General features: G+C 72.0%; 20 protein-coding genes and 1 tRNA gene. 18 read left to right on the top strand and 3 right to left on the bottom strand.

Annotated features, from left to right (window positions below):
- Positions 1-3 precede the first annotated feature (3 nt).
- Entirely contained in the window at positions 4-852 is an 849-nt protein-coding gene (locus EDF48_RS05225) for a thioredoxin domain-containing protein (RefSeq protein ID WP_131878552.1), read from the top strand.
- 72 nt (positions 853-924) lie between these two features.
- Here the strand turns inward: EDF48_RS05225 and EDF48_RS05230 are convergent, their stop codons facing one another.
- A complete protein-coding gene (locus EDF48_RS05230) occupies positions 925-1776 on the bottom strand; it encodes a thioredoxin domain-containing protein (RefSeq protein WP_131878554.1) in 852 nt (283 codons plus the stop codon).
- A 122-nt stretch (positions 1777-1898) separates the two neighbouring features.
- Positions 1899-2501, bottom strand: coding sequence for a vitamin K epoxide reductase family protein (locus EDF48_RS05235; RefSeq protein WP_243648896.1), 603 nt, complete (start codon positions 2499-2501; stop codon positions 1899-1901).
- Positions 2502-2850: 349 nt separating this feature from the next.
- Between EDF48_RS05235 and EDF48_RS05240 the strand changes: the two genes are divergently transcribed.
- Positions 2851-5748, top strand: coding sequence for an Rne/Rng family ribonuclease (locus EDF48_RS05240; RefSeq protein WP_131878556.1), 2898 nt, complete (start codon positions 2851-2853; stop codon positions 5746-5748).
- Between the two features lie 203 nt (positions 5749-5951).
- Positions 5952-6713 (top strand): hypothetical protein, encoded by a 762-nt coding sequence (locus EDF48_RS05245; RefSeq protein WP_131878558.1) that lies wholly within the window; start codon positions 5952-5954, stop codon positions 6711-6713.
- Positions 6714-7172: 459 nt separating this feature from the next.
- Here EDF48_RS05245 and EDF48_RS05250 read toward each other — a convergent pair whose 3' ends face one another.
- Positions 7173-7445, bottom strand: a complete 273-nt coding sequence (locus EDF48_RS05250) for a DUF4031 domain-containing protein (RefSeq protein WP_123313478.1) — start codon at positions 7443-7445, stop codon at positions 7173-7175.
- Between the two features lie 179 nt (positions 7446-7624).
- On the opposite strand from EDF48_RS05250, the gene rplU reads away from it, so the two are divergent.
- From rplU to EDF48_RS05325, 15 genes are all read left to right on the top strand, one after another.
- Positions 7625-7933, top strand: a complete 309-nt coding sequence (rplU, locus tag EDF48_RS05255) for a 50S ribosomal protein L21 (RefSeq protein WP_111084536.1) — start codon at positions 7625-7627, stop codon at positions 7931-7933.
- Between the two features lie 12 nt (positions 7934-7945).
- Entirely contained in the window at positions 7946-8197 is a 252-nt protein-coding gene (gene rpmA, locus EDF48_RS05260) for a 50S ribosomal protein L27 (RefSeq protein ID WP_071257351.1), read from the top strand.
- Between the two features lie 158 nt (positions 8198-8355).
- Entirely contained in the window at positions 8356-9942 is a 1587-nt protein-coding gene (gene obgE, locus EDF48_RS05265) for a GTPase ObgE (RefSeq protein WP_131878560.1), read from the top strand.
- Between the two features lie 7 nt (positions 9943-9949).
- Positions 9950-10768, top strand: a complete 819-nt coding sequence (proB, locus tag EDF48_RS05270; protein WP_216834657.1) for a glutamate 5-kinase — start codon at positions 9950-9952, stop codon at positions 10766-10768.
- A 306-nt stretch (positions 10769-11074) separates the two neighbouring features.
- On the top strand, positions 11075-12340 hold the full coding sequence (locus EDF48_RS05275; RefSeq protein ID WP_123293956.1) for a glutamate-5-semialdehyde dehydrogenase: 1266 nt from the start codon (positions 11075-11077) through the stop codon (positions 12338-12340).
- A gap of 41 nt (positions 12341-12381) precedes the next feature.
- Entirely contained in the window at positions 12382-12582 is a 201-nt protein-coding gene (locus EDF48_RS05280) for a hypothetical protein (protein WP_123293955.1), read from the top strand.
- A 10-nt stretch (positions 12583-12592) separates the two neighbouring features.
- Complete coding sequence (gene nadD, locus EDF48_RS05285) at positions 12593-13192, top strand: nicotinate-nucleotide adenylyltransferase (RefSeq protein ID WP_111084540.1); 600 nt, start codon at positions 12593-12595, stop codon at positions 13190-13192.
- Positions 13189-14697, top strand: a complete 1509-nt coding sequence (locus tag EDF48_RS05290; protein WP_131878562.1) for a hypothetical protein — start codon at positions 13189-13191, stop codon at positions 14695-14697. Before nadD ends, EDF48_RS05290 begins: the two co-directional genes overlap by 4 nt.
- Positions 14698-14828: 131 nt before the next feature.
- Positions 14829-15203: a ribosome silencing factor gene (rsfS, locus tag EDF48_RS05295; RefSeq protein ID WP_111084542.1), complete on the top strand. Its 375-nt coding sequence runs from the start codon at positions 14829-14831 to the stop codon at positions 15201-15203.
- Between the two features lie 108 nt (positions 15204-15311).
- A tRNA-Ala gene (locus EDF48_RS05300) sits at positions 15312-15387 on the top strand.
- Between the two features lie 78 nt (positions 15388-15465).
- The gene (locus tag EDF48_RS05305; RefSeq protein ID WP_131878564.1) at positions 15466-16389 is read left to right on the top strand and encodes an aldose 1-epimerase family protein; all 924 of its coding nucleotides are present in this window, start codon (positions 15466-15468) and stop codon (positions 16387-16389) included.
- Positions 16368-17912: an anthranilate synthase component I family protein gene (locus EDF48_RS05310; RefSeq protein ID WP_131878566.1), complete on the top strand. Its 1545-nt coding sequence runs from the start codon at positions 16368-16370 to the stop codon at positions 17910-17912. The genes EDF48_RS05305 and EDF48_RS05310 overlap by 22 nt, the downstream gene beginning before the upstream one ends.
- Before the next feature lie 52 nt (positions 17913-17964).
- Positions 17965-18816, top strand: coding sequence for a hypothetical protein (locus EDF48_RS05315; RefSeq protein WP_131878568.1), 852 nt, complete (start codon positions 17965-17967; stop codon positions 18814-18816).
- Positions 18817-18888: 72 nt separating this feature from the next.
- A complete protein-coding gene (locus tag EDF48_RS05320) occupies positions 18889-20517 on the top strand; it encodes a DNA polymerase Y family protein (protein ID WP_131878570.1) in 1629 nt (542 codons plus the stop codon).
- A 22-nt stretch (positions 20518-20539) separates the two neighbouring features.
- Positions 20540-23965, top strand: coding sequence for an error-prone DNA polymerase (locus EDF48_RS05325; RefSeq protein WP_131878572.1), 3426 nt, complete (start codon positions 20540-20542; stop codon positions 23963-23965).
- Positions 23966-23971: the final 6 nt, after the last annotated feature.

The following is a 23971-nucleotide window of genomic DNA, read 5'->3' on the forward strand; positions in this document are numbered from 1 at the left end:
CTCGTGACGAACAACGACCGACCCACCAAGAACGAGCGTCGCCAGCACGCGCGTGAGGTCTCGCGCCAGCGCGCCGACGCCGAGAAGCGTCGCAAGCGCCGCAACAAGTGGTTCCTGCAGGGCGGTATCGGCCTGGGCATCATCGCGATCGCCGCGATCATCACGCTCGTCGTGGTGAACGTGAACAACGCGCCCGCCGTGTCCGCTGCCGGGCCGAAGAACATGGCCACCGGCGCGATCCAGTTCACCGGCGAGGGCGGCGAGGTCACCCCGGTGACCACGAAGGCCGTCACCGCGAAGGGAACCCCGTCGGCAGTCCCGACGTCGAACACCGACGGTGCGGTCGCGGTCACCGAGTACGTCGACTGGGCCTGCCCGGTCTGCAAGCAGTTCGAGGCCGCCTACGCCGACCAGATCCTGGACAAGGTGGAGTCGGGCGACGCGACGCTGGCCATCCAGCCGGTGTCGATCCTCGACCGCAGCTACCAGAGCTCGCGCTACGCCAGCCGGGCCGCGAACGCCGCGATGTGCGTCGCGAACTACGCGCCGGACAAGTTCCTGGACGTCCAGACGCAGTTCTTCGACAACCAGCCCACCGAGGGCACCTCGGGCCTGACGAACGCCGAGATCGCGAAGCTCGTGAAGGCGGGCGGCGCGACCGGGTCGAACGTCTCCGAGTGCCTGTCGACCGAGCAGTTCAAGGGCTGGGTGACCAAGTCCACGAAGCTCGTCACCGCGGACGAGGCGCTGCAGGGCACGCAGGGCTTCGGCACGCCGACCGTGGTCGTCAACGGCAAGCGTCTCGACGACCTCAGCACGGTCATCACCGCGATCGACGCCGCGGCGAAGTAGCACCACCCGCACGAGCGAAGGCCCCCGCTTCCATCCGGAAGCGGGGGCCTTTGTCGTCGCGCTGCCTCGTGCCTACGCGGCGCCGCCGTTCTGCTCGACGAACGACGCGAAGGCGTCGGTGTCGGTCAGGGAGCCGGTGAACTGCTTGCCGTTCACGATGATCGTCGGGGTGCTCGTCACCTTGTCGAGTGACGAGTTCGGGATCGGGTCGTTCATCACCCGGTTCGTGGCGTCGGCGACCCACCCGGCGAAGTGCTGCCCGGTGATGCACGAGGTGACCTTGCTGTTCGTCGCGCCGGCGTCCTTCGCCAGGGACGCCAGCTCGTCGTTCGTCAGGCCCTTGGTGCTCTCGGACGGCTGGTTCTCGTAGAGCGACGTGTTGTACGCCAGGAACGCGTCCGGGTCGTAGTTCGCCACACAGGCGGCCGCGGCGGCGGAGCGGGTGGAGTACTTCGACCCGAGCGACACCCGGTCGAGCAGGTTGAACGGGTGCAGTTCGAGCGTCGCGGAGCCGGCCTTCACCCACTGCTCGATCTGGTCCATCTGCGCTGTCTCGAACTGATTGCAGTACGGGCACATGTAGTCCGAGTACACGGTGATGTTCGCCACCGAGTCGTCCTGGTCCGTCGCCGTCGGGGTCCCACCGTCGGGTGTCGCCTTCGTCTCGACGGGCACGATCTCGCCGCTCTGGCCGGTGAACAGGATGCCGTCGCTCGCCATGTTGCGCGGTCCGGGCCCCGCGGGTTGCACCGAGTTCGCGATCACCAGGACGATCACGGCGACGACCGCCAGGCTGCCGACGATGATGCCGCTGATCCCGAGCGTCTTGTTGCGGCGACGTCGCGCCTGCTCCTGCACCCGGGCTTCGCGAGCGCGCTCTCGGGCGGCGTCGCGACGGACCTTCTTGCTCTCGTTCTCGCTCATCGAGATCGAGCGTAGGTGCTGCCCGGAGGTCGATCGGGCGTCCTGCCTGGGAAGCCCCCAGGAATTCGGTGACGCGTCATCGAAGCGTCATGGGCGCCGCATCGGGGACGCCCAGCATCGGATCAGAAGACCGTCAGGATGGTCGGGAACTTGATGATGATCGTCACGACGATGAACAGGTAGTTCGCCAGCGGGAACGCCCAGCAGAACGGGAGCAGTGCCCGGCCGACCCGCTGGGTGCGGGCACCGAAGCGGCCCTGCGCGGCGTTCCAGATCGTGAACACCCAGAACATCGGGATCGTCATCGACCACACGAGCATGCACCACGGGCACAGCGCGCCGATGAACCAGACGGTCTGGGTGAAGAGCCACGTCACGAAGACCCACGCCAGGAACACGCCGGCGTTGAACGCGATCCAGAACCACCGCGAACCGTTGCGGAAGCCCGCGAGCATCATCACCGCGACGGCGATCGGCGCCACGAAGCCCATCACGCCGAGCAGTGGGTTCGGGAACCCGAACAGGTGGCCCTGCCAGCTCGCCATCACGTCCGAGCAGCTGATGAACGGGTTCACGTCGCACGAGAGCACCGTGTCGGGGTCGGCGTACTTCTTGAACTCGTCGAGCACCAGGGAGAAGGACCCGTACAGGCCGACGAACCCGGTGATCAAGAGGAAGACGGCCATCGCGATCGGACGACGGGGGGCAGGCGCTGACGTGCTCACGCCGTCATCATCGCATGTGGCTTCCGGTCCTTTCCGGGAGCGGCGTGCGATACTGGCCGGAGGTCGTGCGGGCAACCGCAGACCGAAGAGAGCTTTCCGGGCAGTGCCCCACGGGGCAGTGTCCGGACGATCAGGTGCGGTGAGAGCGCACCATGGTCGGGACAGCGTCACTCCGACGCCGAGCCGACCCGGGCCGGGTGCCCGGACCGGAACGGCAGCGGACGCAACGAGAAGTTGACGCAGACCGATCACGAAGACAGCGAGCGCGGGGCGTCGACGCCACCGCCACAACCAAAGAATTCCCGCCGCCTGACAAGGGTGCGAGTGGGGCCGAGGAGTGCGCCAGTCCATGGTGGAGCAGAACAACGACAACACGACCAACGACGAGAACGCCCCGAAGCGTCGGACCCGCCTGTTCGGCGGACGCCGCGCCCGGTCGTCCGGCCAGCAGGTCGCGGCCGACGCCGTGCAGGTGCCGGCCGTCGACGAGCCCCTCGCGCTGACGGACGGGGCACCGGCAGACGGGGCACCGGCAGAAGCCGTGTCCGTCGCGGTCGAGGCCGTCTCCGCGCAGAGCGCCGAGCCGGACGACGTGAGCACGCTGACCGGCGACCTGCCGGTGGTCACGGCCGAGCCGACCGAGCCCGCAGCCGACGTGGCGGAGCCGAGTGGTGCCTCCCGTCCGACCGAGACCGAGCCGACGGCCGAGGCGAGCGAACCCGCCGCCCCAGCCGAGCCGTTCGTCCCGAAGGCGACGAGCACGCTCAGCCTGATCTTCCACGCCCCCGTCCTGCCGGAGCTGCCGCGCCGTGCCGCGCGGTACGAGCGCGACGAGGACGACCGAGACGACCGCTACGAGCGCTCCGACCGCTCCGAGCGATCCGAGCGCGAGGACCGGTTCGACCGCGATGACCGGTACGACACCGACGAGCGTGAGGAGCAGGGCGGATCCCGCCGGCGCTCGCGTCGTCGGGGGAGCAGCGCCGACCGCGAGGCCCGTGCGCCCCGCGAGCCGCGCGACCACCAGGAGCCCCGCCGCCGCGAGCCCGAGCTCATCACCGAGCCGCAGCGCATCAAGGGCTCGACCCGGCTCGAGGCGAAGAAGCAGCGTCGCCGCGACGGCCGTGACGCCGGACGCCGCCGCCAGGTCGTGAGCGAGGACGAGTTCCTCGCCCGCCGCGAGAGCGTCGACCGCCAGATGATCGTGCGCTCCAGCTCGTCGACCATCGAGATCGGCGTGCTCGAGGACGGCATCCTCGCCGAGCACTACATCACCAAGTCCGAGAACGTGTCGCTGATCGGCAACGTCTACCTCGGCAAGGTGCAGAACGTCCTGCCCTCGATGGAGGCCGCCTTCGTCGACATCGGCCGCGGCCGCAACGCCGTGCTGTACGCCGGCGAGGTCGACTGGAACTCGGTCGACACCAGCCACGGCCGTCGCATCGAGGCCGCGCTCAAGCCGGGCGACAAGGTCCTGGTCCAGGTCACGAAGGACCCCGTCGGCCACAAGGGCGCCCGCCTGACCAGCCAGGTCTCGCTGCCCGGTCGCTACCTGGTCTACGTGCCGAACGGCTCGATGAACGGGATCTCGCGCAAGCTGCCCGACACCGAGCGTGCGCGCCTGAAGAAGATCCTCAAGGAGGTCCTGCCGGAGCACGCGGGCGTCATCGTGCGCACCGCTGCCGAAGGTGCGACGGAAGAGCAGCTCACCCGCGACGTGCAGCGCCTGACCAGCCAGTGGGAGGCCATCCAGAAGAAGGTCGCCGGTGGCCAGGCCCCGGTGATGCTGCACTCGGAGCCGGACCTGCTCGTCAAGATCGTGCGTGACGTCTTCAACGAGGACTTCACGAAGCTCATCATCGACGGCGAGGCCGCCGGCGGCACCATCGACGAGTACCTGTCGGCCGTCGCGCCCGACCTGAAGGACCGCGTCGTCCGCTACGAGGGCCCGGACTCCTTCGAGGAGTACCGCCTGAACGAGCAGATCGACAAGGCGCTCGACCGCAAGGTCTGGCTGCCCTCCGGTGGTTCGCTCGTCATCGACCGTACCGAGGCCATGACGGTCGTCGACGTCAACACGGGCAAGTTCGTCGGCTCCGGGGGCAACCTCGAGGAGACGGTCACGAAGAACAACCTCGAGGCCGCCGAGGAACTCGTCCGCCAGCTCCGCCTGCGCGACATCGGCGGCATCATCGTCGTCGACTTCATCGACATGGTGCTCGAGGAGAACCGCGACCTCGTGCTCCGCCGCCTGATCGAGTGCCTGAGCCGCGACCGCACGAAGCACCAGGTCGCCGAGGTCACCTCGCTCGGCCTCGTGCAGATGACCCGCAAGAAGATCGGCGTCGGCCTGCGCGAGTCGCTCGACGAGGTCAACGCGAAGGTCAACGACAACAACGCCGACCCGGGCCCGAGCAAGGGGCGTCGCAAGGGACGCAGCGGTGCCGGCGGCAACGGCAGCGGCAGCAACGGCAACGGTGGCAACGGGCACGGCAACGGCGGGGGCAACTCCGGCGGTGGCTCGGGTTCCGGTTCGTCGAACGGGCAGTCGAGCCAGGCGCACCAGATCACCGACGACGTGAAGAGCGCGCTGTCGCGGATCGCCGCCTCGACGATCCCGCACGAGGACTCGCCGGCATCGCCGACCTCGGCGGAGGCACCGACCTCGGCCGACGTCCCCGCAGCGACGTCCGCGTCCGAGGACTCCGGAGCGGGCGAACAGCCCACCGGGTCGAAGCGTCGGCGCCGTGGCGGCCGTGGTGGACGGAGCGGTGAGCAGTCGAACGCTGCCGCGACCGAGGCCACCGAGGTCGCTGAGTCGGCGCCCGTCGCAGTCGAGGCGGAGGCCGCTGTCGAGACGAAGCAGGCCGAGCCGAAGCGCGACCAGCCGAAGCAGGCTGCGCCGAAGCAGGCGGTCGCCGAGGCTGCTGCTCCTGCCGTCGAGCCGAAGGCCAAGGCCCCGGCCCGCCGTCGGGTCAGCTCCAGCGCGACGGTGACTCCGACCGACAACACGGTCGCGATCCTGGACATCCCGCTCAACGCCGCCCCGAAGCGCGAGCCGCGTCAGGTCGCCCCGGACGCCGAGTCGCTGTTGGACTCCGTGCTCCAGGCGCTGCCCGAGCCGAAGCAGCCGGGTCAGGGCCGTTCGCGGTCCCGCCGGGTGTCGTCGCCGAGCATCAGTGCGCCGGCCACGACCGAGGGTGCGTCCGGCGAGGACACCGACGGCTCCGTCATCCTGGGGAACTGAGCGTGACGAACCCCGGTGACCCGCAGCAGGATCGTGGGTACTACGGTGCGGGCTGGCAGCAGCCCGCACCGCCCGGACCCGGGGGAGCCGGCGGTTCCGCGCCGCCGTACGGTGGGCAGCCTGGTGGGCAGCCGCCGTACGGTGGGCAACCTGGCGGGCAGCCTGTTGGGCAGCCGCCGCACGGCGTCCAGCCCACTGCCGGGGTGCCCTACGCCCCGCCGCGACCGCCCCGTGCGCCGGCCGATCCGCGTCGGGCCTTCGCGCCCGGCGCCTCGGTGAACAACACCGCCGGGGCGCTCATCGCCGTGGTGTCCCTCGTGCTGGTCGAGTTCGTGTCCGGCATCGTCGGGCTCATCGGGACGTCCCTCGTCGTCAGCCCGTTCGCGCACTACGGCGCGGGTGCCAGCCTGGTCGGCAGCTTCATCGCCTCGGTGTTCCTGGCGCCGTTCCCGTTCTACGCGGGGGCGTTCCTGGCGCTGGCGTTCCTGACCCCGATCGCCCGCCGCAGCCCGCTGCCGACCGTGCTGCTCCGCGCCGTGCTCGCCGGGGCTGCCGGGACGATCGCCCTCGCGCTCGTCGGTGTCTTCACGGGCGCGTTCGGGGCGATCACCTCGGGAGGTTCCCGACTCGTGATCGACGTCGTCACGAACCCGCTCCGCAACGGCGTGCCGTTCACGGTGATGCTCCTGGCGAGTGCGACCGCGGCGTGGCTGTGGCTCGGGCGCCCGCGACGGAACCGTGGCCCCGCGCCGACGTCCGGCCTGCCGGGGACGGTACGGCCCGCCGACGCCGTCCCGCCCGCGACCGTGCAGCCGGGGCCGCAGCAGCCGCAGCAGGGCCCGTACGGACAGGGTCTGGTCCAGCCGGACCCCCACGGGCAGTACGGCGGCCAGTACGGCGCACAGCCCCGTCCGGACCAGCAGCAGCCGCCGGCAGCCCCCTGGGGCGGTCCAGCGCCCCGCTGACCTCGCTTCGTCGCTCGTGCGGTCGTGTGGGCGGTCGTGTGGGCGCTGCACGGTGCGAGGTTGACCACATGGTGCGGCCTTCGTACCTCGCACCATGTGGGCAACCTCGCACGGTGCGCACGTGCCCGAGGCGCGACGGCGGCCCGGCGAGGTCATGCGCGGTGCGGCGTCCGCCTGTCGCCGCACCGTGCGGGGTTCACCGGGCGGTGCAGCGGCCGCGGCACGGTGCGAGCCTCTGGCGACGCACCGTGCTGCCGACCTCGCACGCTGTGGGCAACCTCGCACGGTGCGCACGTGCCCGAGACGCGGCCGCGCACCATGCGACAGGACGGACGTGGCGGGGGTGCGCCGGGCCTCCCGTCCGCACCGTGCGAGGTTCCGGACGCCGTGGGAGCCGGCGTGCGCCGCACCGAGTCCAGAACCTCGCACCGTGCGTGCCTGGCGCACCCGCGCGGCGCGTCAGTGGGCGCGCTTGTCGCGCTGCGCCACACGCAGGCCGCTGCGGATGAGCCGCAGCACGAGCTCCCGGCCGGACACCGCAGAGGCCCCCGCGGCGACCAGCTCGTCGTACTTCGCGAGCGGCACGTCGTAGTGGTCGTGGTCGAACGCACGACGCGGCACACCGGCGCGTGCAGCGAACGCGTGGAGTTCCGCGTAGGATTCATCACTGACGAGGTGCGACCACAGAGTGTCGTGAGCGGGCCACGTCGGTGGGTCGATCAACACGGTCACCGTGCAATCGTACGTGTGTCGCCGTTTGACCGGACCCATGGGGATCGAGTATTCTCGATCCCTGGTGTCAGCGGGCCGTTCTGCCTGCGTCGCCGATCGGGCCCGGCCTTCCGGGAGCCGCTCGTGCAGAAGTGGGCACCCGAGACTTCCCTCAAGCAGAGTTACGTAAGGATTTCCACGTGGTTTACGCAGTAGTGCGCGCCGGCGGCCGTCAGGAAAAGGTCGAGGTCGGCACCATCCTGACCGTCGACCGTGTCAAGGCGGACGACAAGGGCAACATCGACCTCGCCCCCGTGCTCCTCGTGGACGGTGACAAGATCACGTCGGCGGCTTCCGAGCTCGTCAACGTGACCGTCACCGCCGAGGTGCTCGACGACCTGCGCGGTCCGAAGGTCATCATCCAGAAGTTCAAGAACAAGACCGGGTACAAGAAGCGCCAGGGTTTCCGCGCTGAACTGACCCGCGTCAAGATCACCAAGATCGCGTAAGGGAGTCAGCTCATGGCACACAAGAAGGGTGCGAGTTCCACTCGCAACGGTCGTGACTCGAACGCACAGCGCCTCGGCGTGAAGCGCTTCGGTGGCGAGGTCGTCAACGCCGGCGAGATCATCATCCGCCAGCGTGGCACCCACTTCCACCCGGGCGCCAACGTCGGCCGCGGTGGCGACGACACGCTGTTCGCCCTCTCGGCCGGTTCGGTCGAGTTCGGCACCAAGGGTGGCCGCAAGGTCATCAACATCGTCAACGCGTAGTCGCGACGATCAGCTTCAGCGGGAGGGGCGGGCCGAGTGCCCGCCCCTCCTTCGCTTTTCCCGCCGACGGATCTCGTCGGCACAACGCGCTGACGGATCTCGTCGGCACAACGCGCTGACGGACCCCGTCGGCGCAACGATCTTCCAGGAGTGGAACCATGGCGACCTTCGTCGACCGCGTGACCCTGCACCTCAGCGCGGGGAAGGGCGGCAACGGTTGCGTCTCGGTCCGCCGTGAGAAGTTCAAGCCCCTCGCCGGGCCCGACGGTGGCAACGGCGGTGACGGCGGCGACATCGTGCTCGTGGCCGACCCGCAGGTCACCACGTTGCTCGGCTACCACCGCTCTCCGCACCGTTCGTCCAAGAACGGTCAGCCGGGCATGGGCGACCACCGCAGCGGCGTCAGCGGCGAGGTCCAGGAGCTCCCGCTCCCGATCGGCACCGTCGTGTACGACGAGGCCGGCGAGGTCATCGCCGACCTGACCGAGCCCGGCACGCGCGTCGTCGTGGCCCCCGGTGGCCAGGGCGGCCTCGGCAACGCGGCGCTCTCCACCACCAAGCGCAAGGCCCCCGGCTTCGCGCTCCTCGGCACCGAGGGCTGGGCGGGTGACATCAGCCTCGAGCTGAAGACCATCGCCGACGTCGCCCTCGTCGGGTTCCCGAGCGCCGGCAAGTCCTCGCTCATCGCCGCGATCTCGGCCGCGAAGCCGAAGATCGCCGACTACCCCTTCACCACGCTCACCCCGAACCTCGGCGTCGTCGAGTCGGGCGAGAGCCGCTTCACGGTCGCGGACGTCCCCGGGCTGATCGAGGGCGCGTCGGAGGGCAAGGGCCTCGGCCTCGAGTTCCTGCGGCACGTCGAGCGCTGCGAAGCCCTGCTGCACGTCATCGACTGCGCGACGATGGACCCGGGCCGCGACCCGATCAGCGACCTCGACGTCATCCTCGGCGAGCTCGAGCGTTACCCGGTTCCGGAGGGCCAGGTGCCGCTGCTCGAGCGTCCGCAGCTCATCGCGCTCAACAAGATCGACGTGCCGGACGCCGCCGAGCTCGCCGAGTTCGTCACCGCCGAGCTCGAGGGCCGTGGCTACCGCGTGTTCCCGATCTCCACGGCGTCGCACAAGGGTCTGCGTGAGCTGACCTTCGCGTTGGCCGAGGTCGTCGAGCAGGGTCGTGCCAAGCGCGCGGCCGAGCCCGTCGTCGAGCGCATCGTCATCCGCCCCCGTGCGGTCAACGACCAGGGCTTCACGGTCCGTGCCGAGGGCGGCGAGGAGCACCGCTTCTTCCGCGTCCGCGGCGCGAAGCCGGAGCGCTGGATCCAGCAGACCGACTTCACCAACGAGGAGGCGATCGGCTTCCTGGCCGATCGGCTCGCGAAGCTCGGCGTCGAGGACGGCCTGTTCAAGGCCGGCGCGGTGGCCGGCTCGACCGTCGTGATCGGTGGCGACGGCGGCATGGTCTTCGACTGGGAGCCGACGCTCACGTCCACCGCGGAGCTCATCACGAGCGCGCGCGGGACCGACGCCCGCATCGGTGCGACCTCGCGTCCGACCCGCAACGAGCGTCGCGAGGAGTACTTCGAGCGGATGGACGCCAAGGCGGCCGCCCGTGCCGAGCTCGAGCAGGAGCGTGTCTCCGGTCTCTGGGTGAACGACGAGGTCGTCACCAGCGACGACCCCGAGACCGGCGACCCCGAGACCGGCGTCGAGACCGGCGACTTCGAGACCAGCGACCAGAAGGACTGACCGCGGCATGACCGACACGACCGCCCGCACCGACCTCGGACCCGTCACCCGGCGAGAGGACATCCCGCGTGCGCGGCGGATCGTGGTCAAGGTCGGCTCGTCCTCGGTCAGCGGTGACGCCGCCGGCCAGATCGGTCCGCTGGTGGACGCCCTGGCCAGCGCCTACGGCCGTGGCACCGAGGTCGTGCTCGTGTCGTCCGGTGCGATCGCGACCGGGTTCCCGTTCCTCGGGCTCGAGGGCCGTCCCGACGACCTCGCCACGCAGCAGGCCGCCGCGGCCACCGGCCAGAACGTCCTGATGTTCCGGTACCAGAAGGAACTCGACCGGCACCGGGTCGTCGCGGCGCAGATCCTGCTGACCGCCGGCGACCTGCAGAACCCCACGCACCGGGTCAACGCGCAGCGCGCCATCGACCGGCTGCTCGCCCTGCGGGTGCTGCCGATCGTGAACGAGAACGACACGGTCGCCACGCACGAGATCCGCTTCGGTGACAACGACCGGCTCGCCGCCCTGGTGGCTCGGCTGCTCGGTGCTGACGCCCTGGTGCTGCTGTCGGACGTCGAGGCCCTGTACACGAAGCCGCCGGAGCAGCCCGGCGCCGAGCGCATCGACGAGGTACCGTTCGGCGACGAGCTCGCCGGCGTCACCTTCGGCTCCGTCGGCAAGTCCGGCGTGGGGACCGGGGGAGCAGGCACCAAGGTCGCGGCTGCGCGGCTCGCGGCCGAGTCGGGCACGTCGGTCCTGGTGACCGCCACGGCCCTCGTCGACCGCGCCCTGTCGGGCGAGCACGTCGGCACCTGGTTCCACGCCGCGCCGCGTCCCTGACACGGGGTCGCGGAGCGACGGTCGGCGACCCGCTCGCGTGGCGCCGGACGACGTGTCGTGACCGGTCGGCGTGGTGAACGCGACCGCCTGGAGGCCCGGCACGGGTCCCGGGGACCGGTGCCGGGCCTCCAGGCGGTCACGACGCACCGACGGACCGCGTCGAACGGTCGGGACCGGTCGACGGGGGCGGCGCGGAGCGACGCGGCGCGACCGCTCGGCGGTCGTGGTGCAACGTGTCGTGACCGGTCGGCCGGCGAGACGCCGTCAGGCCCGTCACGGGCCGACGAGCGGACCTAGAATCGGTCCATGTCGTCGATCGCGCCCGCCCCGACCCTGACCGACACGCTCGTGGCTGCCCGCACCGCCTCGTCGGCGCTGGCGACCGCGACGACGGCGGTCAAGGACGCCGCCCTGGTGGCGATCGCCGCCGGGGTCCGCGCCGCCACCGACGAGATCGTCGCCGCGAACCACGGTGACCTGGTCGCGGGCGAGGAGAGCGGCCTGTCCTCCGGCCTCGTCGACCGCCTCCGACTCGACCCCGCACGCGTCGAGGCGCTGGCCACCGCGGTCGAGGACGTCGTCGGCCTGCAAGACCCGGTGGGGGAGCACCTGCGGGGCTCGTCGCTGCCGAACGGCCTGCAGCTCACCCAGGTGCGGGTGCCGTTCGGGGTCGTCGGCGCCATCTACGAGGCACGACCGAACGTCACGGTCGACATCGCCTCGCTCGCGCTGAAGTCCGGCAACGCGGTCGTGCTCCGCGGGGGTTCGGCGGCCCAGCGGACGAACGCCGTGCTCGTGGCGCGCATCCAGGACGCCGTCGAGTCGGTCGGCCTGCCGCGCGAGCTCGTGCAGACCATCGACGAGTTCGGCCGTGCCGGAGCCACCGAGCTCATGCGCGCCCGCGGCCTGGTCGACGTGCTCATCCCACGCGGCAGCGCCTCGCTCATCCAGACCGTCGTCACCGAGTCGCAGGTCCCCGTGATCGAGACCGGTGCCGGCGTGGTGCACGTGTTCCTCGACGCGTCGGCCCCCGAGCAGCGCGCCGTCGACATCGTCCTGAACAGCAAGGTGCAGCGGCCGAGCGTCTGCAACGCCCTCGAGACCCTCCTGGTGCACGAGCAGGCGGCCGAGCGGCTGCTGCCCGTGCTCGCGGACCGGCTCCGTGCCTCCGGTGTCACGCTGCGCGGCGACGACGCCACGCGGGCGATCGTGCCGGGCGTGCTGCGCGCCACCGACGAGGACTGGGCGACCGAGTCGATGGACCTCGACTTGTCGATCCGCGTCGTGCCGGACGTCGACGCCGCGATGGCGCACATCGCGCGCTGGTCCACCCACCACACCGAGTCGATCGTCACGAACGACGTCGACACGGCCGAGCGGTTCCTGGCGACGGTCGACTCGGCGGTCGTGATGGTGAACGCGTCGACGCGCTTCACCGACGGCGGGGAGTTCGGCTTCGGCGCCGAGGTGGGCATCTCGACGCAGAAGCTGCACGCGCGTGGCCCGATGGGGCTGCCGGAGCTCACGAGCACCAAGTGGATCGTGCGCGGGAACGGCCAGATCCGCGGCTAGACTGAACGGCGTCTTTCCCCGACCGAACGGAGCACCGAACGATGACCTTCCTCGCAGAAGCTGCGGAGCACGCCTCCGGGGCCCCGGCGTTCGTGTTCCCGCTCGTCGGCGCGCTGTTCTTCATCTTCCTGGGCTTCGTCACCTGGAGCTTCCGCGACGTGGCCTACCGCCACTCGCAGAAGTTCGAGGCCACCCGCCACCACGAGACGGGTGTCGACGAGTTCGGTCACACCAAGAGCTGATCTGCACCCGATGCTCGAGAGCACCGGACGACCGCGCATCGGGGTGATGGGCGGCACGTTCGACCCCATCCACCACGGTCACCTCGTCGCGGCGTCCGAGGTCGCTCGGGCGTTCGACCTGGACGAGGTCGTGTTCGTCCCCACCGGTCAGCCGTACATGAAGTCCGGCGTCACGGATGCCGAGCACCGCTACCTGATGACGGTCATCGCGACCGCGTCGAACCCGATGTTCACGGTGAGCCGCGTCGACATCGACCGCCCCGGCCCGACGTACACGGTCGACACGCTCCGCGACCTGCACGAACAGCGGCCCGACGCGCAGCTCGTCTTCATCTCGGGCGCAGACGCCGTTCAGCAGATTGTCGACTGGAAAGACCATGATGGTCTCTGGGACCTCGCGCACTTCGTCGCCGTGACGCGTCCGGGACACGACCTGAGCATCAGCGGACTCCCCGAGCGAGACGTAAGCTTGCTCGAAGTCCCCGCACTGGCCATCTCGTCGACCGACTGCCGCGACCGGGTGAGACGTGGTTCCCCCGTCTGGTACCTGGTCCCCGACGGGGTCGTCCAGTACATCTCCAAGCACCACCTGTATCGGAGCGTTGCATGAGTTCGTCCGACGCGCAGCCGCCCCTGTCGCGGCGCCAGGCGCGCGAGCGGGAGCGTGCCGCAGCAGCCGGTTCGCAGCCCGCGACGCCGCCGCCGACCGTCGCCGCACCCGCCGAGTCGACGGAACCCCGTCCTCGACCCGGTTCGCACGTGGCACCCGCTCCCGGCGGTCCGGCCCAGTCCTCCGCTCCGGCGTCCGCCGCGACGGGCACGTCGGCACCGACGGGCACGCCGGCCTCGGCGCCCTCCGTGCCGGTGACCTCCGTCCCTGCAGCCGGGGTGTCGCCGTTCCCGCCCGCCTCGGCGACCGAGATCGTGCCCGGCAGCGGTGGTCTGACCCGCCGCCAGATCCGCCAGCAGCGCGCCGCCGAGAACCAGGCGGTCCTGCCGGTCCCGCTGCAGAACCCCACGCCGCAGTCCTCCGACCGCACCGTCGAGGACGTCCTCGGCTCGGTCGACACGATCGAGCCGACCTCGGCGCCGCGCGCCGCGGACGAGCCGTCCGGTTCCGAGACCCCCACGGTGCTCGATGAGGCGGCGGTCGCCCAGGCCACCGAGGCCGACGGGTCGCCCGACGCCCTCGAGCCGCTCGACGAAGCCGCTGCGCACGCCGAGGAGCCCCGGCGCCACCGGTCGACCTGGTCGCCGCCCGCCGACGACGCTTCCGAAGCACAGCCCGAAGCCGGGGCCGCGGACGAGGCCCCCGCAGGGACGTCCAGCGACCAGACGGGCACCGACGAGACGGGCACCGACGAGACGGGCACCGACGAGACGGGCACCGACGAGACGCAGACCGACGCGGACGCATCGGTCGACGACGCCGCGCCCGAGCACCCCTCGGCCACGCCGCTCCCGGGGATCCCGGACGGTGCTCCGTCGACCCCGGCGGTGTTCCCGCTGTCCCTCGACCCCGAGGACGACGACACCAACGAGGTCCCGATCCCGGAGCCCGCACGGACCGAGCCCCCGAAGGTCCCCGCGTCCTTCCAGCGGCCGGCCGAGCCGAAGCCGATGACGACGGCCTTCGAGCCACCCGTCGGGCACTGGTCGCAGCAGGCGCACGGCTCGAACGACGCCGAGGTGCACGACGACTCGACCGGCACCCGCCGGATCGCGGTCACCGACACCAACGCGATCATCCTGCCGAACTCGGCCCTGGCCGACCCGACCGGAGCACTGAACGCGACGGGCGAGGTGATCCTCACCGGGTCCATCGACCTGCCCGCGTCGCTGTCCTCGACGGGGTCGCACCGACCGATCGACGGTGCCGAGGTCGACCGCCTGCTCGAGCAGCACGACGAGCAGCCGGAGACCGACGCCAGCCCGGTGCGCGCCAGCCGCGCGGTGTCCAGCCACACCTCGACCCGCCAGGTCGTCCTCGCCGCCGCGAAGCCGAAGGAGTCGCGCACGCCGCTCATCCTCGGCGTCACGGTCGGCGCCGTCGGTGTCGCCGCAGCCGCGGTCATCATCGTCGCGCTCGTCACGACCCACACCTTCGGCGGCTGACCCCCCGACCCGAACCACCGATCCCGACACCTGCGTCGGCCGCGGCCTGGCCGTGCGTCGGCGGGGTGGCTTATGATCGTGACCCACCAAGCGATCCGGCTCCCTGCCGGGTCGACGACCGGAAGGAATCCGTGACCGCCTCCACTCGCGCACTGGAACTCGTGCAGGCCGCCGCTCTCGCGGCCGACGCCAAGCAGGCCGAGGACCTCGTCGCGCTCGATGTGACCGGGCCGTTGCAGCTCACGGACGTGTTCCTGCTCGCAACCGGTCGGAACGAGCGCAACGTGCAGTCCATCGCCGATGCGGTCGAGGAGCGCCTCCTCGAGCTCGGCGCCAAGACCCTCCGCCGCGAAGGCCGGAGCGAGGGCCGCTGGGTCCTCATCGACGTCGGCGACATCGTGGTGCACGTCTTCCACGACGAGGACCGTCAGTACTACTCGCTCGAGCGGCTCTGGGCAGACTGCCCGACCATCCCGCTCGAGCTCCCGGTGGACCACACCGCCTGATCAGCGACGCGCCCGGGTGACGGCTTCGATTTCGTTGCCCGGCGTTCGCATGGTGTACGCTTCTATGGTGCCTCCGGGGAACCGGTCGGCACGGAAGCAACACAATCTGGGTCTGTGGCGCAGCTGGTAGCGCACCTGCATGGCATGCAGGGGGTCAGGGGTTCGAGTCCCCTCAGATCCACCAACAATCCCCGTCGTTCCCCGGAACGGCGGGGGTTTTCTCGTGGTGCGGGTGGCCGCACGTGCCCGATACGCTGAGCGCATGAGCAACGATGCGCCGCTGTCCGGAACCCCGCTGACGATCTCCGCCGCCGGGTACACGGCCGACATCGCCACGGTCGGTGCGACGCTGCGGACCCTGCGGCACGAGGGTCGCGACCTGATCGTGCCGTTCGCCGCCGACGAGGTCCGACCGGCGTTCCGCGGTGCCGTCCTCGCTCCGTGGCCGAACCGCGTCGTCGACGGCGAGTACTCGTTCGGCGGTGTCGACCACGAGCTCGCGCTCACCGAACCGGCACGGCACCACGCCCTGCACGGACTGGTCGCCTGGACCGACTTCCGGGTCGTGGCGCAGGAGTCCGACCGCGTGGTGCTCGCCACCACCGTGCAGGCCCAGGCGGGCTACCCGTACCGCGTCGAGGTCCTGGTCGAGTACCAGCTGGACGTCGCCGGGCTGCACACCACGATCACCGGCACGAACTCCGGCGCGGACGACGCCCCGTGGGGGACCGGCCCGCACCCGTACCTGGTCGCCGGCGCCGGCACGGTCGATGACTGGACCCTCACCCTGCCCGCGGCCGAGGTGCTCGAGGTCACGCCGGACCGGCTGATCCCGACCGACCTGGTCCCCGTGCACGACGAGTTCGACCTGCGCACCGCCACACGCATCGGCGACCGGTTCATCGACCACGCCTTCACCGGCTTCGACCGCGACGCCGACGGGGTCGCGACCATCGCCCTGACCACGGCGGACGGCCGGGGTGTCCGCGCGACCTTCGGCCAGGAGTGCCCGTGGGTGCAGGTGCACACGGCCGACCACGTCGTCCCCGAGTACCACCGCGCCGGCCTGGCGGTCGAGCCGATGACGTGCGCCCCGGACGCCTTCAACGACGGTGTCGACCGCGGTCTCGTGGTGCTCGCCCCCGGTGCGTCCCACGCCGCCGCATGGACGATCTCCGCGATCTGACCGGTCCGTCGGCCGGCGCCCGCATCGAGGTCCGCCGGCTCGATCCGGTCCCCGACCTCGGCGCGCTGGCCGCCGCGGTCGAGGGCGACTTGGTGTGGCTCGACTCCGCGCTGCCGGACGGCGCACCCGACGCCGCTCGACCACGGGCTCGATGGTCGGTGCTGACGTGGGCGGACGGGCCGTTCCGTGCCCGGTTCCGCCACCAGGACCGGCAGGCGTCCGTCGAGGTCGCCGCGCCCGCTGCCGGCTGGTTCGGCTCGTCGTCCTCCGACGACCGTCCGGCCTTCACCGTGCTGGCCGACCTCCTCGCTCGGACGCCGCAGCTGCCCGAGCCGATCGCCGGCTGCGGCTTCGCACTCGGCTGGGTCGGGTTCCTCGGGTACGAGCTCGGTCGCGAGTCCGGCGGCCCGGACCGCACCGCTGACGGCCACGCCGACGCCGACCTGCGGTTCGTGGACCGCGCCGTGGTCGTCGACCACACCGGTGGCGCCTGGGCGCTGACGCTCGTCGCCGACGCGGAACCGGCGGCCAGCGCGCAGAACCGGGCGTGGCTCGAGACGGTGACCAGGTCGCCGTCGACGGCCGACGTGGCGGACGCGGCCACGGGCCTCCCGGCCGGGGTGTCGTCAGCGGTCGGACGCACGTCGCGAGCCGACCACGAACGCGCCGTCGACGCGTGCCGCGCCGAGATCCGCGAGGGCAACGCGTTCCAGGTCTGTCTCACCACCTCCTTCTCCGTGCCGGGCAGGGGCCGGGAGGCCCGGGTCGGCCCCGGCACGGACCCGCACCTGTCCGAGTACCTCCGGATGCGGGCGTCGGACCCCGTCCCGTTCGGTGCGTACCTGCGGCTCGGCCCGCTGCGCGTGGCGAGCCGGTCGCCGGAGCGGTTCCTGCGGATCGCCGCGGACCGCACCGTGCTGGCGGAACCGATCAAGGGCACGCGGCGACGACTCGCCGACGCTGCTGCCGACGCGGCCGTGCGGGACGAACTCGCGGTGAGCGCCAAGGACCGTGCCGAGAACGTGATGATCGTGGACCTGCTGCGGAACGACCTGCTGCGGACGGCGATCCCCGGGTCGGTGCACGTCGAACGGCTGTGCGCGGTCGAGACCTACGCGAGCGTGCACCAGATGGTGTCGACGATCGGTGCCGTGCTGCCGTCGGGGACGTCGCCGGCGGACGTGGTGCGGGCGGCGTTCCCACCGGGGTCGATGACCGGCGCGCCGAAGATCAGCGCGATGGCGATCGCCGACCGGCTCGAGGGCGCGCCGCGCGGGGTGTACTCGGGGACGATCGGGTACTTCTCGGCGAGCGGGGCGGTCGACCTGTCGGTGGTCATCCGGACACTGGTGACGGTGGTGGACGCCTCGGGCGGCGGGGTGGGTCCGGTCGAGGTCCGGTCGCGGACGCTCGGGGCCGGGGGAGCGGTGACGTGGTCGTCGGTGGCGGCGGACGAGGCGGACGAGGTCGTGACGAAGACGCGGTCCGTGCTCGGCGCGGTCGGAGCGGTGGCGACGTGGTGAGCTGACGAGCTGGTGAGCTGACCGAACACGCGTTCGACTCGATTGTCCACGGATGTCGGACGCGATTGACATCATCGAACACATGTTCGAATATGAGGGCATGCAGACGGCGGCGGCACTCCGGTCGCCCGGCCCGGATCGGGTCGGGCGGAGCGGTGCTGCGCGTGGGGGTTCGGGTGCTGCGCGCGCGGACCACCTCGGTGACGCCCGGGCGGCGCTCGACCGCATCACGTCCCTGCGGTCCCGGGTCACCGACATGGAGTCCACCCGTGTCGACACCGCTGGGCTCCCGACCGCCTCCGCTCTCGAACCCCTGCTGCCCGGCGGCGCGATCCGGGTCGGCGGCACCTACGCCGTCCCCGAGTCGGTGCTGCTCGCGATCACCATGCTGCAGGCGGCCTCGGCGTCCGGTGCGTGGTGCGCGGTCGTCGGGGTGCCGTCCTTCGGGATCGAGGCCGCGGCCGCCGCGGGGATCGACCTCGAGCGGCTCGTGCTCGTCCCCGATCCGGGCGACCAGTGGCTCGCGGTGACCGCGGCGATGGCCGATGTCGCCCAGATCGTCCTCACCCGACCGCTCGGCCGGGTGGTGCCGGGCGACGTCGCCCGCCTGTCGGCCCGGCTCCGGCAACGCGGCGGGGCCCTCGTCGCGCTCGGGTCCTGGCCGGGCGCGGACGTCACGCTGCGGATCACGTCGTCGGTGTGGAGCGGCATCGGGCAGGGCCACGGGCACCTGACCGAGCGTCGCGCCACCGTGACGGCGACCGGTCGTGCGGGTGCGGTGCGCCCCACGAGCGCCGAACTGCTCCTGCCTGCGGCCGACGGCACGGTCCGGACGGCGACCCCCGTGCCGTCGGTGGGGTCCGGCGACACCCGGGTGCTGCGGCCCGTGGCGGTGGCGTCGTGATCGCCGGGGTGCTGCGGCCCGTGGCGGTGGCGTCGTGATCGCCGGGGTGCTGCTGGGAGTGGCGGTGGCGTCGTGATCGCGCCGGGGCGTGTCCGTGCCGACGCGATCGCCCGCGGCGGGGCGCTGCCCGAGCCACCGCCGACCCGCACCATCGTGCTCTGGTGCCCGGACTGGCCGGTGATCGCGGCGGCCCGCGCGGCCGGGGCACCGCCGGAGCAGCCCTTCGCCGTGGTCGCGACGGGCCTGGTGTTCGCGAGCTCCGCGTCCGCACGGCAGCACGGCGTCGTCCGGGGCCTCCGGGTGCGCGAGGCACAGGCGCGCTGTCCGGAGCTCGTCGTGCACCCCTACGACGACGCCCTCGACCACCGCGCGTTCGAACCCGTCATCCGCGCGGTCGAGGCCGCCGTCCCCGGGGTCGAGGTACTGCGGCCCGGCACCCTCGCCCTGCGTGCCCGGGGACCGGCGCGGTACTACGGCGGCGAGCGGGCGGCCGCGGCGACCCTGGCGGGGATCGCGGCCGACCACGGTGCCCCGGCGGTGCGGGCCGGTGTGGCGGACACCCCGTTCGCAGCGGAGCAGGCGGCACGGGCCCGGCCGGTGCGTCCCGGCGAACGGGTACGGATCGTGCCGGTCTCCGGCTCGTCGGACTTCCTGGCGGCCCTGCCCCTCGGTGTGCTCGGCGACCCCGAGCTCGCGACGGTGCTCGACCGGCTCGGCATCACCACGCTGGGCGATTTCGCGTCACTCAGTGACGAGCAGGTCCGCGACCGGTTCGGGGTCGCCGGGGCGTTCCTGCACCGGCTGGCCGGCGGACGCGACCCACGGGAGATCTCGGCGCGCGCGATCCCTCCCGAGCTCCGGATCGAGGCCGCCTTCGAACCCCCGCTCGACCGTGCCGACCAGATCGCGTTCGCGTTCCGGCGCTCCGCCGACGACTTCGCCGCACGCCTCCGCGCCGCGGGGCTCGTCGCGACGACCATCCGGGTGGGGATCGTCGACGAGCGGGACATCCTGCTCGAACGCACGTGGGCGCACCCCCGGTGGTTCGACGCCGCCGACGTCGTCGACCGGGTGCGGTGGCAGCTCGCCGGCGGGGTCGACCCGACCGGGCTCGAGGCCCCCGTCACCTCGGTCGTGCTCGAGCCGGTCGCCGTCGACGACATGGCGAACCACGAACGCGGACTCTGGGGCTCCGGACCGGACGAGCGCGTGCACCACGGGCTGGCCCGGATCCAGGGCATGGTCGGGCACGACGGGGTGGTGAGCCCGCGGGTCGGTGGTGGCCGGACCCTGTCCGAGCGGGTGGTGCTCGTGCCGTGGGGTGACGCCCCACCCGGCGGCGAGCGGGCCCTTGCCACCGTGCGCGACCGCCCCTGGCCCGGCAAGCTGCCCGGGCCGCCGCCCGCCACCGTCCTCGAGCGTCCCCGGCCGGTCGACGTGGTCTCCGGCGACGGCGCGAGCGTCGACGTCGACGACCGCGGCGTGCTGTCCGGCGCACCCGAACGCTTCCGCGCCGAGGGGGACCGGGGCGGCGGGTTCGCACCCGTCACGGCCTGGGCGGGCCCCTGGCCGCTCGTCGTGCGGTGGTGGGAGTCCGGCGGCCGACGACTGCACCGGCTGCAGCTCGTCGACGCCGAGGGCCGTGCCTGGTACCTGGTGCTGGCCGACCACCGCTGGTGGGCGGAGGCGATCGCCACGTGAACCGATCCAGGAGCAGGACCTGATGGGCTACAGCAACCCACCCGTGCCGTGGTCGCAGTTCGAACGCGCCCTGTCGGACAAGCGCAGTCCGGGGACGGCGAAGGCCGGCGACGGCGGGGACAGCCCGGCGTGGTCGCGGAAGCGCGAGCCGTACGTGCCCACGGACCAGCCGGCGGCTGCGGACGACGGCCCTCCGGTCGTGCCGTACGCCGAGCTGCACGCGCACTCGGCCTTCAGCTTCCTCGACGGTGCCAGCCAGCCCGAGCAGCTGTTCGAGGAAGCCGCACGGCTGCGCCTGCACGCCCTCGCCCTCACCGACCACGACGGCTTCTACGGTGCCGCCCGGATGGCCGAGGTCGCCGAGGCGTACCCGCAGGTCGGCACCGTCTACGGCACCGAGCTCTCGCTGGGCCTGACCGAACCGCAGAACGGCGTCCCCGATCCCGAGGGCTCCCACCTGCTCCTGCTCGCCGACGGGCAGGACGGCTACCACCGGCTCGCGGGCGCGGTGACGAGTGCGCACCTCGCGGCCGGGTCCGAGAAGGGCAGCCCGCGCTACGACCTCGACGAGCTCGCGGGACGGGCCGACGGACACTGGCGGGTGCTCACCGGGTGCCGGAAGGGCACCGTCCGGCAGGCGCTCGAGCAGGGCGGGGAGTCCGCGGCGGAGACCGCGCTGCGCGTGCTGCTCGACCGTTTCGGGCGCAGCAACGTCGTGGTGGAGCTCCTCGACCACGGCGACCCGCTCGACAGTGCGCGGAACGACGTGCTCGCGACCCTCGCCGAGCGGTACACGCTGCCCCTGGTCGCGACCGGCAACGTCCACTACGCCACCCCGGACCGGTTCCCGGTGGCGACGGCGCTGGCCGCGGTCCGGGCCCGGCGCAGCCTCGACGAGATCGACGGGTGGCTGCCGGCCGCCGACACCGCGCACCTGCGCTCCGGCGCCGAGATGACCCGGCGGTTCGGGCGGTACCCGGGGGCGATCGGGAACACCGTCGCGCTGGCCGACGAACTCGGGTTCCGCCTGCGCACGGTCAAGCCCGGGCTGCCCGACCTCGACGTACCGGACGGCCACACCGCGATGTCCTGGTTGCGGGAGCTCACCTGGACGGGTGCACGTCGGCTCTACCCCGGCAGCGCCGACGGCGTGGACCCGCAGAAGCGCGAGCGCATCGAACGCGAGCTCGCCGTGATCGAGGACAAGAACTTCCCCGGCTACTTCCTGATCGTGCGCGACATGGTGCAGTACGCCCGCGGCCGGGGGATCCTCTGCCAGGGGCGGGGCTCCGCCGCGAACTCCGCGGTCTGCTACCTGCTCGAGATCACCGCGGTGGACTCGATCCGCTACGGCCTGCCGTTCGAGCGGTTCCTGTCGGCGATGCGCGACGAAGAACCCGACATCGACGTCGACTTCGACTCGGACCGCCGCGAAGAGGTGATCCAGTACGTCTACGAGAAGTACGGCCGGTACAACGCCGCCCAGGTCGCGAACGTCATCACGTACCGCCCGAAGGGTGCCGTCCGCGACATGGCGAAGGCCCTCGGCCACAGCCCGGGGCAGCAGGACGCCTGGTCGAAGCAGGTCGAACGGTGGGGCTCGGTGACCGAGAGCCAAGACCACGACATCCCGCCGGCGGTCGTCGGGCTGGCGAGCGACGTCCTGGGCTTCCCGCGCCACCTCGGCATCCACTCGGGCGGCATGGTGCTCACCGACCGGCCGGCGGGCGAGGTCGTGCCGATCGAGCACGCGCGGATGGACGGCCGCACCGTGCTGCAGTGGGACAAGGACGACTGCGCCTTCATGGGGCTCGTGAAGTTCGACATGCTCGGCCTCGGCATGCTCGCGGCGCTGCAGTACTCGTTCGACCTGGCGGCGGAGCACTGCGGTGAGCGCTGGGAGATGCACTCCATGCCGAAGGAGGAACAGGGCGTCTACGACCAGCTCTGCCGAGCCGACACCATCGGGGTGTTCCAGGTGGAGTCCCGCGCGCAGATGGGCACCCTGCCCCGGCTGCTCCCACGGCGGTTCTACGACCTGGTGATCGAGGTCGCCCTCGTCCGCCCCGGCCCGATCCAGGGCGGTGCCGTGCACCCCTACATCCGGCGTCGGACCGGCGAGGAACCGATCACGTACATCCACCCGTCGCTCGAACCGGTGCTCGAACGCACCCTCGGGGTGCCGCTGTTCCAGGAGCAGCTCATGCAGATGGCGATCGCGGTTGGCAACTGCTCGGGCGACGACGCCGACCTGCTGCGGCGCGCGATGGGGTCGAAGCGCGGCCACGAGAAGATCGACCGGCTGCGCGACAAGCTCTACGCGGGCATGTCGGACAACGGCATCCACGGCGAGGACGCCGACGCGATCTACGCGAAGATCCAGGCGTTCGCGAACTTCGGCTTCGCGGAGAGCCACTCGATCAGCTTCGCCCTGATCGTCTACGCGAGCGCCTGGATGCGCCTGCACTACCCGGGGGCGTTCCTGGCCGCGCTGCTCCGCGCGCAGCCGATGGGGTTCTACTCACCGCAGACCCTGGTCGCCGACGCCCGTCGGCACGGCGTCCAGGTGCTCCGACCGGACATCCTGCGCTCGGGTGTCGACGCGACGCTCGAACCGCTCGGCGACGACCAGGTGGTGCCCCCGTGCGGTGACGACGCCTGCCTGCACACCGAGCAGCCGCCGGTGCTGCCCTTCGACAAGGCACTGCCCGACGACACCGCACGGCACCGCCGCGACGGCGCGTTCGCGGTCCGGCTCGGACTCGCCGAGGTCGCCTCGCTCAGCCGGAGGAGCGCCGAGAAGATCGTCGCCGAGCGTGACGCGAACGGCCCCTTCGTCGACATGTCCGACCTGGCCCGCCGGGTGGGGCTGACGACGGCGCAGCTCGAGGCGCTCGCCGCTGCCGACGCCTTCGCCCCGTTCGACATCGACCGCCGCGGTGCGATGTGGTCGGCGGCCCAGGCCGCTGCGGAGCGCGCCGATCAGCTGCCCGACACGCAGGTCGTCGTCCAACCGCCGCTGTTCGGGCAGATGACGAGCGGCGACGTCCTGATCGCCGACATGTGGTCGACGGGCATGACGACCGACGACCACCCCGTCCGGCACGTGCGCGACCGGCTCGCCGCCCGCCGGGTGCTCAGCGTGCAGGACACCGCGACGGCCGAGACCGGGCGGCGGGTCGAGATCGGCGGGATCGTCACGCACCGGCAGCGTCCGGCGACGGCATCGGGGATCACGTTCATGAACGTCGAGGACGAGACCGGGCTGGTCAACGTCATCTGCAGCGTCGGGGTGTGGGGACGCTACCGCCGGGTCGCCCGGGAATCCCCGGCGGTGATCGTCCGCGGCATCCTCGAGCGGTCGCCCGACGGCGTGGTCAACCTGGTGGCGGACCGGATCGAGCACCTGTCGCTGTCCGTGCGCACGCGGTCGCGGGACTTCCAGTGAGTGGTC

The sequence above is a fragment of the Curtobacterium sp. PhB191 genome (assembly GCF_004346515.1).
Classification (GTDB): domain Bacteria; phylum Actinomycetota; class Actinomycetes; order Actinomycetales; family Microbacteriaceae; genus Curtobacterium.